The organism is Chryseobacterium sp. 22532 (assembly GCF_052044665.1).
In the GTDB taxonomy this organism is placed as follows: domain Bacteria; phylum Bacteroidota; class Bacteroidia; order Flavobacteriales; family Weeksellaceae; genus Chryseobacterium; species Chryseobacterium lathyri.
The window spans coordinates 339,635-354,986 of record NZ_JBQENJ010000005.1 but is presented as its reverse complement, the minus strand read 5'-3'; the positions used below and the strand labels follow the sequence as shown (position 1 = coordinate 354,986).

General features: G+C 35.2%; 16 protein-coding genes and 1 tRNA gene. 11 read left to right on the top strand and 6 right to left on the bottom strand.

Annotation, left to right across the window (positions count from 1 at the left end):
* The first annotated feature begins 91 nt into the window (after nucleotides 1-91).
* Together nadA and ACTJIV_RS15730 are read left to right on the top strand one after the other, a co-directional pair.
* Complete coding sequence (gene nadA / locus ACTJIV_RS15735) at nucleotides 92-1,111, top strand: quinolinate synthase NadA (protein WP_111960477.1); 1,020 nt, start codon at nucleotides 92-94, stop codon at nucleotides 1,109-1,111.
* 67 nt (nucleotides 1,112-1,178) lie between these two features.
* The gene (locus tag ACTJIV_RS15730) at nucleotides 1,179-1,325 is read left to right on the top strand and encodes a bacteriocin-like protein (RefSeq protein ID WP_440628562.1); all 147 of its coding nucleotides are present in this window, start codon (nucleotides 1,179-1,181) and stop codon (nucleotides 1,323-1,325) included.
* Nucleotides 1,326-1,390: 65 nt separating this feature from the next.
* On the opposite strand, the gene ACTJIV_RS15725 is transcribed toward ACTJIV_RS15730, so the two are convergent.
* The 3 genes from ACTJIV_RS15725 to ACTJIV_RS15715 form a co-directional block, all read right to left on the bottom strand.
* Nucleotides 1,391-1,585 carry a bacteriocin-like protein gene (locus ACTJIV_RS15725; protein ID WP_111960475.1) on the bottom strand — a complete coding sequence of 65 codons (195 nt, stop codon included), beginning with the start codon at nucleotides 1,583-1,585 and terminating at the stop codon, nucleotides 1,391-1,393.
* 81 nt (nucleotides 1,586-1,666) lie between these two features.
* Nucleotides 1,667-1,837, bottom strand: coding sequence for a hypothetical protein (locus ACTJIV_RS15720; RefSeq protein ID WP_223560179.1), 171 nt, complete (start codon nucleotides 1,835-1,837; stop codon nucleotides 1,667-1,669).
* 80 nt (nucleotides 1,838-1,917) lie between these two features.
* The gene (locus ACTJIV_RS15715; RefSeq protein ID WP_440628560.1) at nucleotides 1,918-2,118 is read right to left on the bottom strand and encodes a hypothetical protein; all 201 of its coding nucleotides are present in this window, start codon (nucleotides 2,116-2,118) and stop codon (nucleotides 1,918-1,920) included.
* 409 nt (nucleotides 2,119-2,527) lie between these two features.
* Between ACTJIV_RS15715 and thrA the strand changes: the two genes are divergently transcribed.
* From thrA to ACTJIV_RS15675, 8 genes are all read left to right on the top strand, one after another.
* Entirely contained in the window at nucleotides 2,528-4,978 is a 2,451-nt protein-coding gene (gene thrA / locus ACTJIV_RS15710; protein ID WP_440628558.1) for a bifunctional aspartate kinase/homoserine dehydrogenase I, read from the top strand.
* 10 nt (nucleotides 4,979-4,988) lie between these two features.
* Complete coding sequence (locus ACTJIV_RS15705) at nucleotides 4,989-5,930, top strand: homoserine kinase (RefSeq protein ID WP_336378955.1); 942 nt, start codon at nucleotides 4,989-4,991, stop codon at nucleotides 5,928-5,930.
* 10 nt (nucleotides 5,931-5,940) lie between these two features.
* The gene (thrC, locus tag ACTJIV_RS15700) at nucleotides 5,941-7,269 is read left to right on the top strand and encodes a threonine synthase (protein WP_440628556.1); all 1,329 of its coding nucleotides are present in this window, start codon (nucleotides 5,941-5,943) and stop codon (nucleotides 7,267-7,269) included.
* Entirely contained in the window at nucleotides 7,250-7,621 is a 372-nt protein-coding gene (gene folB / locus ACTJIV_RS15695) for a dihydroneopterin aldolase (protein WP_440628554.1), read from the top strand. Before thrC ends, folB begins: the two co-directional genes overlap by 20 nt.
* Nucleotides 7,622-7,648: 27 nt before the next feature.
* Complete coding sequence (locus ACTJIV_RS15690) at nucleotides 7,649-9,013, top strand: DUF4403 family protein (protein WP_440628552.1); 1,365 nt, start codon at nucleotides 7,649-7,651, stop codon at nucleotides 9,011-9,013.
* Nucleotides 9,014-9,039: 26 nt separating this feature from the next.
* Nucleotides 9,040-9,528: an RDD family protein gene (locus tag ACTJIV_RS15685; RefSeq protein WP_111960463.1), complete on the top strand. Its 489-nt coding sequence runs from the start codon at nucleotides 9,040-9,042 to the stop codon at nucleotides 9,526-9,528.
* Nucleotides 9,529-9,587: 59 nt separating this feature from the next.
* Nucleotides 9,588-9,658, top strand: a tRNA-Cys gene (locus tag ACTJIV_RS15680).
* Nucleotides 9,659-9,921: 263 nt separating this feature from the next.
* Complete coding sequence (locus tag ACTJIV_RS15675; RefSeq protein ID WP_440628550.1) at nucleotides 9,922-10,338, top strand: surface-adhesin E family protein; 417 nt, start codon at nucleotides 9,922-9,924, stop codon at nucleotides 10,336-10,338.
* 27 nt (nucleotides 10,339-10,365) lie between these two features.
* Here ACTJIV_RS15675 and ACTJIV_RS15670 read toward each other — a convergent pair whose 3' ends face one another.
* On the bottom strand, nucleotides 10,366-11,217 hold the full coding sequence (locus tag ACTJIV_RS15670; protein ID WP_440628548.1) for a hypothetical protein: 852 nt from the start codon (nucleotides 11,215-11,217) through the stop codon (nucleotides 10,366-10,368).
* A 1-nt stretch (nucleotide 11,218) separates the two neighbouring features.
* Nucleotides 11,219-12,040 carry a HipA family kinase gene (locus ACTJIV_RS15665; protein WP_440628546.1) on the bottom strand — a complete coding sequence of 274 codons (822 nt, stop codon included), beginning with the start codon at nucleotides 12,038-12,040 and terminating at the stop codon, nucleotides 11,219-11,221.
* A 534-nt stretch (nucleotides 12,041-12,574) separates the two neighbouring features.
* Between ACTJIV_RS15665 and ACTJIV_RS15660 the strand changes: the two genes are divergently transcribed.
* The gene (locus ACTJIV_RS15660) at nucleotides 12,575-13,279 is read left to right on the top strand and encodes a hypothetical protein (protein WP_116012731.1); all 705 of its coding nucleotides are present in this window, start codon (nucleotides 12,575-12,577) and stop codon (nucleotides 13,277-13,279) included.
* 63 nt (nucleotides 13,280-13,342) lie between these two features.
* Here the strand turns inward: ACTJIV_RS15660 and ACTJIV_RS15655 are convergent, their stop codons facing one another.
* Entirely contained in the window at nucleotides 13,343-15,340 is a 1,998-nt protein-coding gene (locus ACTJIV_RS15655; protein WP_440628544.1) for a hypothetical protein, read from the bottom strand.
* Nucleotides 15,341-15,352 lie beyond the last annotated feature (12 nt).

Genomic DNA, 15,352 nt, shown 5'->3' with positions numbered 1-15,352 from the left:
GTTTGAAAGAGTAATTACAATTCAAACTACAACATTCTAACTTCTAATTTCTAGCTTCTAACTTCCAGAATCAAAAAACATTAAGGTGGATATGAGTACCGAAACATTAGAAAAAGCTAAATCTGCGATTCCTGTAAGAGGATTTCTGGATATAAAAGACATAGCAATCCCTCAAGGAGAGGAACTGGTGAAAGCTATTCTGAAACTTAAGGAAGAAAAAAATGCGGTGATCCTTGCCCATTATTACCAGCCGGGAGAAATTCAGGATATTGCTGATTTCCTGGGAGATTCTCTGCAGCTGGCAAGACAGGCCAAAGACACCAATGCAGATATGATCGTATTCTGTGGAGTACATTTCATGGCTGAAGCCGCTAAAATTCTGAACCCGACTAAAAAAGTAGTTCTTCCTGACACCATGGCCGGATGTTCTCTGGCAGACGGATGTTCTGGAGAAGGATTGAGAAAAATGCGCGAACAGCATCCTAATGCCCTGATCGCTACGTATATTAACTGCAACGCAGAAACTAAAGCAGAAAGTGATATCATCGTAACCAGCTCAAATGCGGAAACTGTGATTGAAGCCCTTCCAAAAGACAGACCGATCATTTTTGCTCCGGATAAAAATTTAGGAAGATATTTATCTAAAAAAACCGGTCGTGATATGATTCTTTGGGACGGAAGCTGCATCGTACACGAAGCATTTTCTATGGAAAGAATTGCCCAGCAGATGGCAGACAATCCTGATGCGAAGTTAATTGCACATCCTGAAAGCGAGGAAGCCGTTTTAAAATTGGCTCACTTTATAGGTTCTACTTCTGCTCTGCTGAATTTTGTAGAGCAAGACGATTGCCAGAAATTCATTATCGCCACTGAGGAAGGAATTCTTCACGAAATGAAAAAACGTGCCCCGCATAAGGAACTGATTCCAGCGCTGGTTTTTGATGAAAGCTGCAACTGTTCGGAATGTTTCTATATGAAACGTAATACTATGGAAAAATTGTATCTGTGTATGAAATATGAGCTCCCGGAAATCCTTATTGACGAAGAGCTTCGTTTAAAGGCTCTCAAGCCAATCGAGGCCATGCTGGATCTTTCAAAAAGTATAAAATAATAATAAAGCACTGTTTCACAGTGCTTATTTTTTTATATATTTAAGATTCAAACCAAAATCTTTACATATGAAAAATTTAAAAAAATTAGACAACGAATGTCTAAAAAGCATCAATGGCGGAACATCAACAGAATGTGCCACTTATTGTAAACCCGATGAAGTATGTATTCCGGGAGTATGTGGTAGTCCTCCAAAATGTTTAGCCACTTCTTAAAAAGTTGATGAGTTAATCAACTTTAGTAAATTAAAAAGCACTGTTTTATAACAGTGCTTTACTTTTTAAATGGGGCCGAAGCAGAAATAATCTACTTTCACCCTTAATTTGCAACATTCAGGCAAAGCATTAAAATCTTCACATGATTTTGGATAATCCGGACCTACTCCATAAGGTCCCGGAGGGCAGTACTCAAAACAGGTATTTCCTCCGTTAATCGATTTCAGATTCTCTCTGCCTAACTTTTTAAGATTTTTCATATTGATTTGTTTTGGTTTCTAAATATAGCATTTTAAACCTCATCTATGAAAATGTACTAATAAAAAGAGACTCTAAATTAATTACACCATCGGAGCATAGCACGTACCTCCCGGAGTTCTCCAGCAGCCCCATGCGCCACCACCGCGAAAACATACATATGCAGCCCCGCCACATGTTTCAATTTGAAAGTCAGTAAATCCACCGCTGATTTTACTCTTTCCTTCTCTTGAAAGTTTTTTTAAATTTTTCATATTAATTTTAATTTTGTTTCATAAATACAATACTTTAAACATCATTTGTGAAAAAACATCACAACATGAAGAATAAAGCTTTAATTGACCACCGGACCTATACAGCTCATCATCACAAGATATTGTCCTTTACAGCAATCCGTTAAAGCAGCATACTGCTGACAGCTGCGCGTTGCTCCGGATCCCGGGGGCCCAAAAGTAGTTCCTGCAGGATAAGGACAGCCTCCCGGACATGCACCCCCATTAATTGTTTTCAATTTTGCTCTTGATAGTTTTTTCATAATATTTTGAATTTTAAATTACAGTTACACTATAGATTCACAAACTGTTGATATGCTTAACAAAGATGAACCTCAAAAACATCAAAGCCAAACCAGAATTAGCAGGTGTAGCTGAATATTGAATAAGTGATACAATTTGAAAGATTTCTGTAATCAACATTTCCAACAAAATAATTTTGATATCTCCGAATAATTTGTACATTTGTTTGGTAAAGAATGAACATTCTAAGAAACATATCAGATATTTTTGTACCGGAATCACCTGTTTCGGGGCTATCTTCTGTTTCTACATTCACAACTACAACAACTACCCCTTAGCGGGGTAAATTTTCACATATTATTTCCTGCACCCGTACTCTTTTTTTAAAGAGTAAACATTTCGTTTTACCTAACCTTAAATATTAATTGGATGAAAGTCTTAAAATTCGGCGGTACATCTGTCGCCAATGCCGGAAATATTCTCCTGGCAGAAAATATTATTAAAAAAGAATCTTTACAGAGCAGAGTAATTGTTGTAGTTTCAGCCCTTCACAGTGTTACTGATACCCTGATAAAAGCAGCTGAATACGCTTCTCTTAAAAATGAAAAATATATTCCCATCATTAAAAATCTGGAAGAAAGGCATTTGGAACTTGTTAAAGAACTGGTTCCTGTTTTATCCCAGAGCTCATGGCTAAGCTTTGTTAAAAAGCATTTTAATGATATGGAAGATATCTACAGCGGAATATTTGTATTAGGTGAGTTTACAGATAAAATCCGGGACAGGATTACTTCATATGGCGAATTTCTGTCCTCAAACCTTATTGCAGCCAGGCTTCAGTATGAGGGATTGGACTGTATATGGATGAATTCGGCTGACCAGATCAGAACAGACGGCAGCTTTACCAATGCGAAGGTAGATTTTGAGATCACTGAAGAAAATGTAAAGAATTTTGCAGCTGAGCATAAAAATCAGATTATCGTTGCACCCGGCTTTATAGCTAGAGATCAGAGCGGAAATGCCACCACGTTAGGCAGAGGTGGCTCCGATTATACAGCAGCCATTATTGCGGCGGCAGTTTCTGCTGAAGAACTTCAGATCTGGAGCGATGTAAACGGGATGATGACTGCAGACCCAAGATTGGCTTCCAATGCTAAACCCATTCCTGAGATTTCTTATCATGAAGCCATGGAACTTTCCCATTTTGGGGCCAAGGTTCTATATCCGCCATCCATACAACCTGTTATGGCAAAAAATATTGATCTTAAGATTAAAAATACTTTTGATCCGGAGGCACGTGGAACACTAGTTTCCCATAAATTAAGCAAACCGGCTGTTGAAAAGCAACAGATCGCTGCAGGAGTTTCCAATATGAGCCATATTGCCCTTCTTACGCTGGAAGGCAGTGGAATGGTAGGAATTCCCGGAACTTCAGCAAAACTTTTCCAATGTCTCAGCCTTGAAAAGATTAATGTTATTCTTATTACCCAGGGTTCTTCGGAACATTCTATTACCATTGCTGTCAATGAAAAAGATGTGTTTCATGCAGAAAATGTTGTGAACTCCTCTTTTGAAGATGACATAAAACTTCAGAGAGTGACTCCTGTAAAAATAGAAACCGGACTTTCAATTGTGGCTCTGGTAGGAGAAAACATGAAAAACAGAAGTGGAATCAGCGCTAAAATGTTCGGATGCCTGGGGAACAACGGGATTAATATCAGAGCTATTGCACAGGGATCCTCAGAAAGGAATATCAGTATCGTTATTTCAGAAAAGGATATTAAAAAAGCAGTTAACGTTCTTCATGAAGAATTTTTTGAATCTGAAATTAAGCAGGTACACCTTTATCTGTGTGGAGTCGGAAATGTAGGATCAAAACTGGTAGAGCAGATCTTTGAACAAAATGAATATCTTAGGGAAAACAATTTGATTAATCTAAGAATTGCAGGCATTTCCAACAGCCGGAAAATGTTTTTTTCTGATCAGGGAATTTCCGAAAGCGAATATAACAATTGGAGTGAAAAAGGTGCCGAAGCATCTATCCATGGCTTTGCAGAGGAGATCATTTCCCGAAACCTTAGGAATTCAGTATTTGTTGATGTAACAGCCAGCTCCTCAGTACCGGAAATCTATGACAATTTATTAAAAAGAAGCATCAATATTGTGGCCTGTAATAAAATTGCAGCCTCTTCAGATTTTGAAGTGTATAAAAACTTAAAAAGTACTGCCCGGAATCACAACTGCAAATTCTACTTTGAAACCAATGTAGGAGCCGGACTTCCGGTTATCGGAACCATTAATGATCTTATGAAAAGCGGCGATAAAATCACGTCAATCCAGGCTGTATTAAGTGGAACCCTGAATTTCGTTTTTAACAATTATGACGGAAGCAGAACCTTTTCAGAAGTTGTTGCCCAGGCACAGAAAGAAGGTTTTACTGAACCGGACCCACGGCTGGATCTGACTGGAACTGATGTAGCCCGAAAAATCTTAATTCTTGCCAGAGAAGCCGGATACCCCCTCCAGTTTGAAGATATAGAAAATGAAAACTTCCTGCCTGAAGAATGCCTTCATGGAAGTGTAGAAAACTTCTATGAGAAGCTTACTGAATATGAAAGTCATTTTAAAAATTTAGTCAATGAGGCTCAGAAAAATGGCAAAATATTGAAATATACCGCTGAATTTAAAGATGGCAAAGCTAAGGTTGGCCTTCAGCATGTTGCTCCGGACAGTGATCTGTACCATCTGTATGGCAAAGACAATATTGTCATTTTCAAAACTTTAAGATACTCCGAGCAGCCTCTTGTTGTAAAAGGCGCCGGCGCAGGGGCTGAAGTAACTGCCAGCGGTGTTTTTGCAGATATTATCCGATCAGTTTAAAATAAATAATATGAAAAAGATAAAAATAAAAGTTCCGGCTACCATTGCCAATCTCGTTTGCGGATTTGATATCCTGGGAATGGCTATTCATGAGCCTTATGACGAAATGGAACTGAAATTACTGGACAGTCCTGAGATCATTATCAGGCATAAGGATCATTTCGGACTTCCGGAAGATCCGTCAAAGAATGTAGCGGGCGTTGTTCTCCAAAACATCATGGAGCATCTGAAGCTCACAAAAGGTTTTGAAGTCACAATCCGTAAACATATAAAGCCGGGCAGCGGGCTCGGCTCCAGTGCGGCAAGTGCCGCCGGAGCCGCTTTTGGGGCCAATGCCTTATTAGGAAATATTTTATCCCGTGAAGAAATGGTTCATTTCGCTATGTTCGGTGAAGAGCTTGCTTCCGGAGTACGCCATGCAGACAATATTGCTCCGTGCATTTATGGAGGTATCACATTGGTGAAATCCTCCTCTCCTATTGATATTATTCCGTTGAGTACCCCCAATCTGTTTGTGGCAGCAGTACATCCGCAGGTTGAAGTAAAAACTTCTGATGCACGGCAGATTTTAAAGAAAAATATTCTTCTGAAAGATGCTGTAGAACAGTGGGGGAATATAGCAGGACTCGTGACAGGAATCCTCAAAAACGATATTCCGCTCATCGGACGAAGTCTGAATGATGTGATTATAGAACCTGTCAGGAGCATCCTAATTCCGAAATTTGATGAGATTAAAACAAGAAGTTTGGAGGCCGGCGCACTTGGAGGCGGAATTTCGGGTTCAGGGCCTTCAATTTTTATGCTGGCAGAGAAAAAAGAAACGGCAGAAAAGATTGCCCAGCTGATGAAATCTATTTACGATGAAATTAAAATTGAGAGTTTTGTGTATGTCTCAAAAATAAACCCTTCAGGAATTGAGATTGTTGAAGAAGATCATAATGATAACCAATAAATTAAAGACAATGAATTATTATAATTTAAAAGATAAGCAGGAAACCGTTAATTTCAAAACAGCTGCTATAAAAAGCCAGGGTAATCAAAAAGGATTGTTTTTTCCTGAAAAAATTCCTCAGTTTAATGAAGAATTTATTCAAAATTTGCATCTGTATTCCAATGAAGAAATTGCGTTCAGATGCATGAAAGATTTTATCGGGGACGAAATTCCCTCGGAAATATTAAAGAAAATTACTACAGAAACCATCAGCTTTGAGATTCCTTTAAAAAAGATCAGTGAGCGCATATCTATTCTGGAGCTTTTCCATGGACCAACGTTAGCATTTAAAGATGTGGGAGCAAGGTTTATGAGCCGTTGCCTGTCGTATTTTCTAAAAGATCAGGATAAAAAAGTAACAGTTCTTGTGGCGACTTCCGGTGATACGGGCGGAGCTGTTGCTCATGGATTTTATAATGTCCCGGGGATCAATGTGGTTATTCTTTACCCCAAAAACAGGGTGAGTGCTGTTCAGGAAAAACAGCTTACAGCACTGGGAAGAAATATTTTGGCACTGGAGGTTAACGGAAATTTTGATGACTGTCAGAATCTTGTCAAGCAAGCTTTTTCAGATGAAAGTATTAACTCAGAATTGTTTTTAACCTCAGCTAATTCTATTAATGTTGCAAGATGGCTTCCTCAGCAGATTTATTATTTATTAGCTTTAAAACAATGGAAACAGCACGAAAATCAGGATCCGGTCATTGGCGTTCCGAGTGGAAATTTCGGAAATATCTGTGCTGGACTTCTTGCCTACTTCCGAGGGCTTCCTGCAGAGCATTTTATTGCTGCATGCAACAAAAATGATGTAGTTCCTGATTATCTGAAAAGTCATCAGTATCATCCTAAAAAAGCTGTAGCCACCTTATCCAACGCCATGGATGTTGGAGATCCAAGTAATTTCACCAGAATTCTGGAACTTTTCGGACATCAGTTTGATCATCTGAAGAATGTAATTTCGGGATATTCAGTAGATGATGAATCCACACTTCATACCATTAAAGAGGTATATGAAAAATATGGATACATCCTCGATCCTCACAGTGCGGTTGCATTTGCTGCTATGGAACAGTACCTGAATGAAAATCCCGGCAAAAAGGGACTTATATTGGGAACTGCACATCCTGTAAAATTCCCTGAAGCAGTAGAAAAAGCAGCCCATATCACCATTGATACCCCCGAAGCACTGAATGATCTCATGAAAAAGGAGAAAAAAACTGTAGAAATAAATGCAGATTTTGAAGAATTAAAACGATTTTTGCTGAATAAAAATCAGGACAATGAGCAAGATCTTTCTTGAAGATGTAAAAATATATGCCTACCACGGCGTGCTTCCCGAAGAAAATATCATCGGGACCTATTATATTTTAAATGCAGAACTGCACACGGATCTTTGGAAAGCTGCGGAAACAGATGACCTGAATGATACGATAAGCTATGCTGACATCAACGGGATCATTCATCAGGAAATGGCCATTAAATCCAAATTACTGGAGCATGTGGCAGGAAGAATTATTATGAAGATTCATGAAAGTTTCCCCCAGATTTCCTACATTAAACTGAAGATTACAAAAACTTCACCACCGATGCAGGGCGAAATGAAAGGCGCAAGTATTGAACTGGAAAGAAGCTTCAAACCTGATGATTTTTAATTTTATCTACACAAAAAACATACTGAATTGAAATCCATCAAATTATTATTTTTATTAAGTTTCGCCATGGTTTTTGGCCAGACTGCTGTTGATAATCAATCCACTGTTTACAATTTCCCGAAAATAAAATCCAGCATTACTATGCCGGTAACCATTCCGCTTTCTGAAATCAGCAATATGATTAATGCTTCGGTAAAAGAGCTGGTATTTCAGGATGATTCTTATACAGATAACAATAACGATCAGTTTAAGGTCAAAGTATGGAAAACCCGGCCTATCCGTCTTGTGGGCGGAACAAGCCAAAACCTTCTGATAGAAGTTCCTTTAAAAATATGGGCCGAAAAAGGGATTGGTACCCTGGGAGTTTATTCGTATCAGAATACGACTTTTGAAACAGTTATGTCCTTCAATACCACGATTAATTTTAATAACAACTGGACAATTTCTACCAATACGCAGCCCAACGGTTTCAGATGGGTGACAAAGCCTGTCCTGGATTATGGCAGAATACAGATTCCTATCACTTCACTGGTAGAAAAAAGTCTGAAGGAACAGCAGGGGAAATTTGCCAAAACTATTGATCAGCAGATGGCTACGCAGCTGAATTTCCAACAGTATGCAGTAATGGCATGGAATGTTTTCTCGCAGCCTTTTAATATTTCGGAGGAATATAATACGTGGCTGAAAATAAGCCCGGTAGGCGTGAATATCACCCCACTGAAGTTCTATGGGAATGAGATCACTACGAATATAGGAATGGATATTTACTCGGAAACGTTTACAGGAAGCAAACCTGCTGCATCACCAACGGTAAAATCAGCCGGGAACTTTAATGTCGTTCCTGTTCTGGCAGATAAATTCCTCTTGCAGACCACAGCTAATGTTCCTTTTTCTGAAGCTACCAATATTGCCAGAAATATGTTCATGAACAAGGAATATGATGTCCGAGGCTCAAAGGTAAAGATCAAAGATATCCGAGTTTATGGTGCTGAAGGAAGAGTGATCATTGAAGCTGAAACAGAAGGCTACGTAAATGGAAAAGCCATTATTTCCGGGATCCCTGTATATGACGAAACGAAAAAGAAAATTGTTCTCTCCAATACAAAATTCAATTTAAGGACAGCCAATATTCTGCAGAAAACCGCTACCCTGCTTTTCAAAGGGAAAATTGTAAAGATGATCGAAGAGGAATACGGAATTCCAACACAGGAACTGGAACTCGCCTCAAAGAAAAGTATAGAAGAGGCATTTAACAAAGAATATTATAAAGGCTTAAAAATGAACGGAAGGGTTTTCAATCTGAAACCAGGCAGTATCCTGGTCAACCAATCCGGCATCACTGCAGTCATTGAAACAAATGCCACTTTAAAACTAATACTTAACGGAATTTAAATTAATAAAAAAAACAAAAATTAACCATGAGAAAATATTTACAAATTGTAGACAGACACCGGGCATCCAAAGGAGCAAGGTTTGCTAATTATCTAATTGACCTTGTTGCTTTTTATATTGTGTTTTTTATCATTCTTATGATACTTATGCCTATCAGTCCGGCTTTCAGAGAATGGATTGCCAATACCAGCGATATTGCACAAAGATTGCTGGGCATTATTTCTTATATATTATTTTCTTTCTTCATGGAAGCCATAACCGGCGGAAGAAGCCTGGGAAAACTGATTACAGGAACCAAAGTAATTATGATTGATGGGGAAAAACCTTCTATCGGAAATTATTTTGTAAGAAATATTATAAGAGGAATTATATTGGTTGACCAACTATCATTTTTGGGTGAAAATGGCTTTCATGATAATTGGAGCAGCACACGTGTGGTGAACATAAAAGATTATGAAGCTGAAAGACAGCTGAAAAGCGATATCAACAGCATTGGAGCGAAAGAAATGATTTAAAAATTTTTGTTCATTAATTTTTTTTTGCTATATTTGCACACCTCAAAAATGGTAAAAATGGTACTTTGGCCGAGCGGCTAGGCAGTGGTCTGCAACACCATCTACAGCGGTTCGAATCCGCTAGGTACCTCATCGCTTCTTTATACAATATTGAAATTCAATAAGTTATAGAGAAGCGTTTTTGTTTTGTGTCTATTATTGTGTCTACAACAAAGAAAACTACTTTTCATACACACGCATAAAGATCACAAAAACTCGGTATAATTTTTACTATCATATTTAAAGGCATTCCATTGTTAGATCGCTCTAACTTTTTTTCAATCTTTATCATTTAGTCTATTATTAAAACCAAATTCGTATTTTTTGTATATTCGAAACGTAAAACTAAAAACCATGATATTAAGTAAAATTATTGCAGCAACTATGATTTGCGCGTTTTCTCTTGCGTTTTCTCAAAGTCAAGATTGGGTATCTGTAGGAAAATCTTCATCTAATTTTGAATTTTTAGTTAAAGACTTTTCAAAAACTAATAGACCAGATATTTATTCGGGTTGGGTAAAAACGGTTTATGCACCGAAAAATATTAAAAATAAAAAAGGTGTAATTATATCACAAAGGAGCAAATATTCTCTATCTAATTGGGAAATTAATTGCAACGAAAAGGAATATAACATAAAGAATTCTATTGATTACAATTCTAATGGTAAAGTTACTGGCAGTTACGATAATTTTTTAGGATGGAGTAAAATAGCTCCAGATTCAATGGCTGAAGGCGTATATCAAGAAGTTTGTTATTTATTTTTTAATTAAGAATTTTTTACACAGTTGTTACACGGATTATTTAACTATATAAGGCTTTACATCATGACTTTTAACATAATCCTCTACAATACCAACCTCATCTATATCAATGAATTCTAAAAAATTTGAATCTCTAATATGCTCCCACATTAAATGGTTTTTTTCATTTTTCTTTTGTGGCTCTCTACCTAGTACAAAGTATTTTCCATTTTCTTTTCCTTCGAGTTCAATAGCTTTTGTTAAAGATATATATCTTGTGACATCGTTTTCAAGATTATAATATTTCTTTTCAAAATTAAAAGCTTGCCCAGCTACTGGAACATTATTAATGCCAAAAAAGTTAACTTCTATAGGAGCGAAAAGATTTTCAAAATTTGATGAATCTAATGTAATATCTATATTTACATTTTCCTCAATCGCAGGATATAGAGATTTTTCAATTTTATAAAAGACATCAATTTCTTTATGTCTGACTGAATCTGATTCGTAAGAATTGTATTTAAATATATAGCTTTCAAAAAGTTTAATAAAATTATTAAATGAAAAGTCTAAGTCAATTATTTTTGGATATGAAAATTGAATTATGTTGTTTGAATATTTTGACAAATAAATTAAATATTGGTCGTTAATCCAATCTCCAGCAGTAGATAAATCTTTGAAAAATAACTCAGATTCACTGTCGCTATTTATATCTTTTTCTAATGCTTTTAAATAACTCTTAATGAAATAAAATTTCTCATTATCCAATATGCCTTTTAGTGCATTAAGTTTGTCAAATGAATTTTGAAAAAAATATTGTTCTCCATTACTCATAACTAAACCAATGCTTATCTTATCGTCTAAAGCAGCATTTATGGGTATTGATAATATTGAATATATTGTTTTCATATTAATTGAGTATAAAATATTTTAAAAATTGCCTAAATGTTATTTCACATTTCTTAATCCACGCATCTTGGAATATGGATTTTTCCAATTGCTCTTGCAAATCAATTATGTTTAGATTCCAGGAATTAGGAACTTTTTTTAGAATTTCATTCAAATTATCTTTACACTCTGAAATGCAAAGATAGAAATTTCGAATCACTTCTTCAATATATTGATTGGTTCTGGTATTCTTTGAAAACAAAATTCTAGCCAGTTCGGAATTAAGAATAGTTTCATGTTCATTAATTTCATATAATCCATTTTTTAAGCTATTTGTGTTAAATATGTTAACATGGTCTATAGCATAAAAGAATGATGTTCTATTTTCTGTAGTATGTAATAATAGATTGAAATTGTTATGGTGTCTATCTTCATTGGATAACCATATATCGAATAAAGCTATTTTAATAAAATCAAATTTGTCACTGACTCTATCTCTAAACTTTTTATCTTTAAATAACGAATATGTAGTTTGATCAATTTCTTTAGCCCCATCTAAATACAACGACCCGAAACAATCTTTTCTAAACCATTGAGGCTGTAACCTATACCTCATATCATCTGGTATGTGTTCTTCCTTTACTGTTATAAGTGAAGTTTCAGGTGTTTTTATACTCCAAATCTTAGCAAATTCTGATGCTAATAATTCATTAAAGAGATAAATCGGAAATTTATCATATTTACAAACCCAAAATTTAAAATCATCACAAAAAACTAAAACAGGGTAGCTTCCAGCGGTTTCAAAAATTTTTTTTACACTTTCAATTGTTTTTAATTGTTTCATTATTATCAGTTCAAAATTGACAAATATGATTTTGTCTCGCAGCTACTAATTTATAATTTTTTCATAAATATTATAGATTTATTTCTGAAGTAAAATTAAAACCATAAAGCGACAAAAGTCGTCGTATAATATCTTTTTTCTATTTTGCTAGGGATTGTTTCCCTCGCGCATGCGCGTGTGCGTATTGGTCCGATTTAGTAATTATGACTACGCTTTATTCTAGGAAAGGCCGTATAAACTTTTGACTGTATTATTATTTCCTTTACACGCGAACAGATAGTGGGATATAAAATTTCTAATTACGCGTGTAGTGACTGTAGAAAAGCCTTAATACTAATGCAAATCTGAGCAAACCCTCGCGCGTGCGCGTATAGACTCTAAGAACTTGGGATGATCTATTTTCCAATTATTAATAATAACTTCACCCTAGTAAACTATACGCGTAATGATCGACATAAAATCTTAGATAATTCCTTTATGGATACCCGTAATTATAAATTCTCATGTATTAATATCTTTATCAAAAATTTATTCATGAAACAGTTATTATACATTCTTATTTTTTACGCTTCAAATTTATTTTGTCAAGATTTACCTGAAGGTATTGGCCCCTATAAAATTGATAAATTAACAATTAAACAGTTTGACAGTATTACTAAATCTCAAAACTTGAAACTTATTGAATGTGTAGGTATGAACTGCTTATACTCAAATCTAAATAAACCTAATGTTTATGTTAAAGTAATACCAAACACTAAGGAAGTTTCAGATAATTCTTATCCTACTTATTATTTAGACAACGTAACAACCTACAATATTAAAAATTTAAAGATTAATAATAAATACACCATTGGATTTGCTAATTTGATATTTGTCGATAACATTCTTTCTTTCATCCATTTTAGCGATGTAACAGGCTACCTTTCAATGGACTTTGAAACAAAATATGGATTAGGGGAACTATCTAAAACAGAAAGAGATGATTACTGCTATATTAATAGAGAGCGAATCTCATTTACTAAAAAAAACTATTATAGAACTTACACCAATGGTAATATAGAAATAAATAGAGTTATTTCGGATGGCAAAGATGATAATTGCGACCAGAAGACTTCTTTATATTTCATAGCGGAAAATCTCGAAACAATTAAAAAAATCAAAACTGAAAACAAAGCAAAGGAAGAATTCTTTAAAAATATAGAAAACAATAAAAAGAGGGACGAACTGAAAGATTTATAATTACACAACCTCAGCGTTTTGCTGAGGTTTATATTATATTAAAGGTTTCAATCTCAATCATTCTTAGATCCCGGAGATTAAATAACCCAATAGATTAGCCTTATCTTTATTTTCCTGGACTACCTTAATATTTTTCACAATAAATTCTGCTGGCTCTTCTGTAGTTCCTTTGCATTGGAAGAGCAATGATTTATTGCCTGCATAATTTGAATTCATACCCATCAATGACCTGTTTACCAACTTCTGGCCATTAACAGTGATAGATACATAATAATTTGCATTTGTTTCAGTATTGAATTCAAAATCTATTTGCATATCAAAAAAAGCATTCATTGGAATATCTTTCCCTGTCCATATCCTCTCAAATCCTGCGACAAAATTAGTAGGTTTAATGATTCTCCATATTTCCAAATTACCCGAAGTATCATAGTCTATTGACTTAACAATCGAAAATATTGGCCTTACGGAAAGTGTCGGATGAATTACTGCAAAAGAGAATCCGGATTTATTAATGTTATCGTCATTAGTGTTATTGGTTTCACCATATTGATTTATAATTCCATCCAAAATATCCATGTTATATGAGTTGTTAAGCTGCATAAACTTAACTTTCATAAATACAGAAAAAACATTGCCAAAATCAAATTTTAAACTTCTAATCTTTGCTTGATTATTTACTGCTGTAATATTATCTATTAGCTTAATTCCACCATCGAAAAGTGTTACATTATTTGGATCAAATCCATCAGAGAAATTTTCCCACTGATCAATATTTGTCGAACCAATGGAATTTGCTTTAGAAATTTGAACATATAAATTTATTTGAGAAGAAAAAGACGATATATCTGATTTCTTTAAAATATAATCAATTTCATTTCCAATTGTGAATGTAAAATAATCAGAAGCTAAATTCACCTGTGAAGCGGAACCTTTAATGGTGAACTGGATAAACTTTGATCCGGCAGGAATTTGTATATCTGGTCCAAGAAGCCCAAATTTTATAAGGGAACCTAAAGAATCTGTCAGCCGATAATACGCTCCATTTATAGATACATGTGATGTGAACTTCGTATACTGTGAAATATCTATTTGGGGTGACAGCTTTCGAGCATTTGTCGGATCAGGTTGAATAAGACCAGCTGCATCTATATAACCACTTGTAAAAGAATCGAAGTTTGAGTATTGCGAAAAGCCGTAATTAGTATTCTGGCTAGTCTCTCTTAAATCAATTCGATTCTCTAATTCTACAGGACTAACTATTTTTTTCACTTCACCTGGTATTACAATATGATAATTAATTTTAATCACATTAAGATCAACTTCAACAGATGTTGATTTAATGCCTATGTCTATTTTTACCGCTCCGGAAGGAACAGCAATTGGCGTATTATTGTTTGTTAAAAATATACCTAAAGTTATATTAGTAGCACTCAAAAAAACACCTCTATAAGCAGCATTCCAATTTATGAAATCAATTGTATTTGTATGTACAGGCAACGTCAAATAACCTGTGCGTCTTCTAGATGTATCATTAACGAGTACACCTGAGGGATCATAAAAACCTGTTGGGTAAGAAGTTATTAATGTACCCTCGAATGTTTTTGAACTGGTAGTAATAATGTCATCTGATCCCATAAACCAATTATTTATCTGCTCTCCTCCCTGTGCTTTTACTGCGTCTGTGGGATCAAATGCTTCAGCAACATCAACACCTGGCAGTTTGTTAGCCTCTTTAATCCAAGAAGTTCCGTTATAAAAGAATAATGTATCATATCCTTCAATGGCCTTTAAACTACCGGCACTGGGGTAATTTGTTCCTGGACTTGCTGAATATATTGTTGGTTTATGCCAAGTATTTGCAGTAAAAGGCCCGGCATCTAATGGCGAGATTGGCTTTGCAATATTATGTAACAGCTGATAAAATATAGCAGTTGTCATTCTTTTTAATTTTCCATCCCCATCTTCAAACAGTAAATTTCCATCTTCGAGAGTCGTTATCTCTTCCAGTTCATTTATTGACTTTAGCTTTATAAAAGCTGTATTTATATTCTTTGTTGTCATTTTTTATTTGTT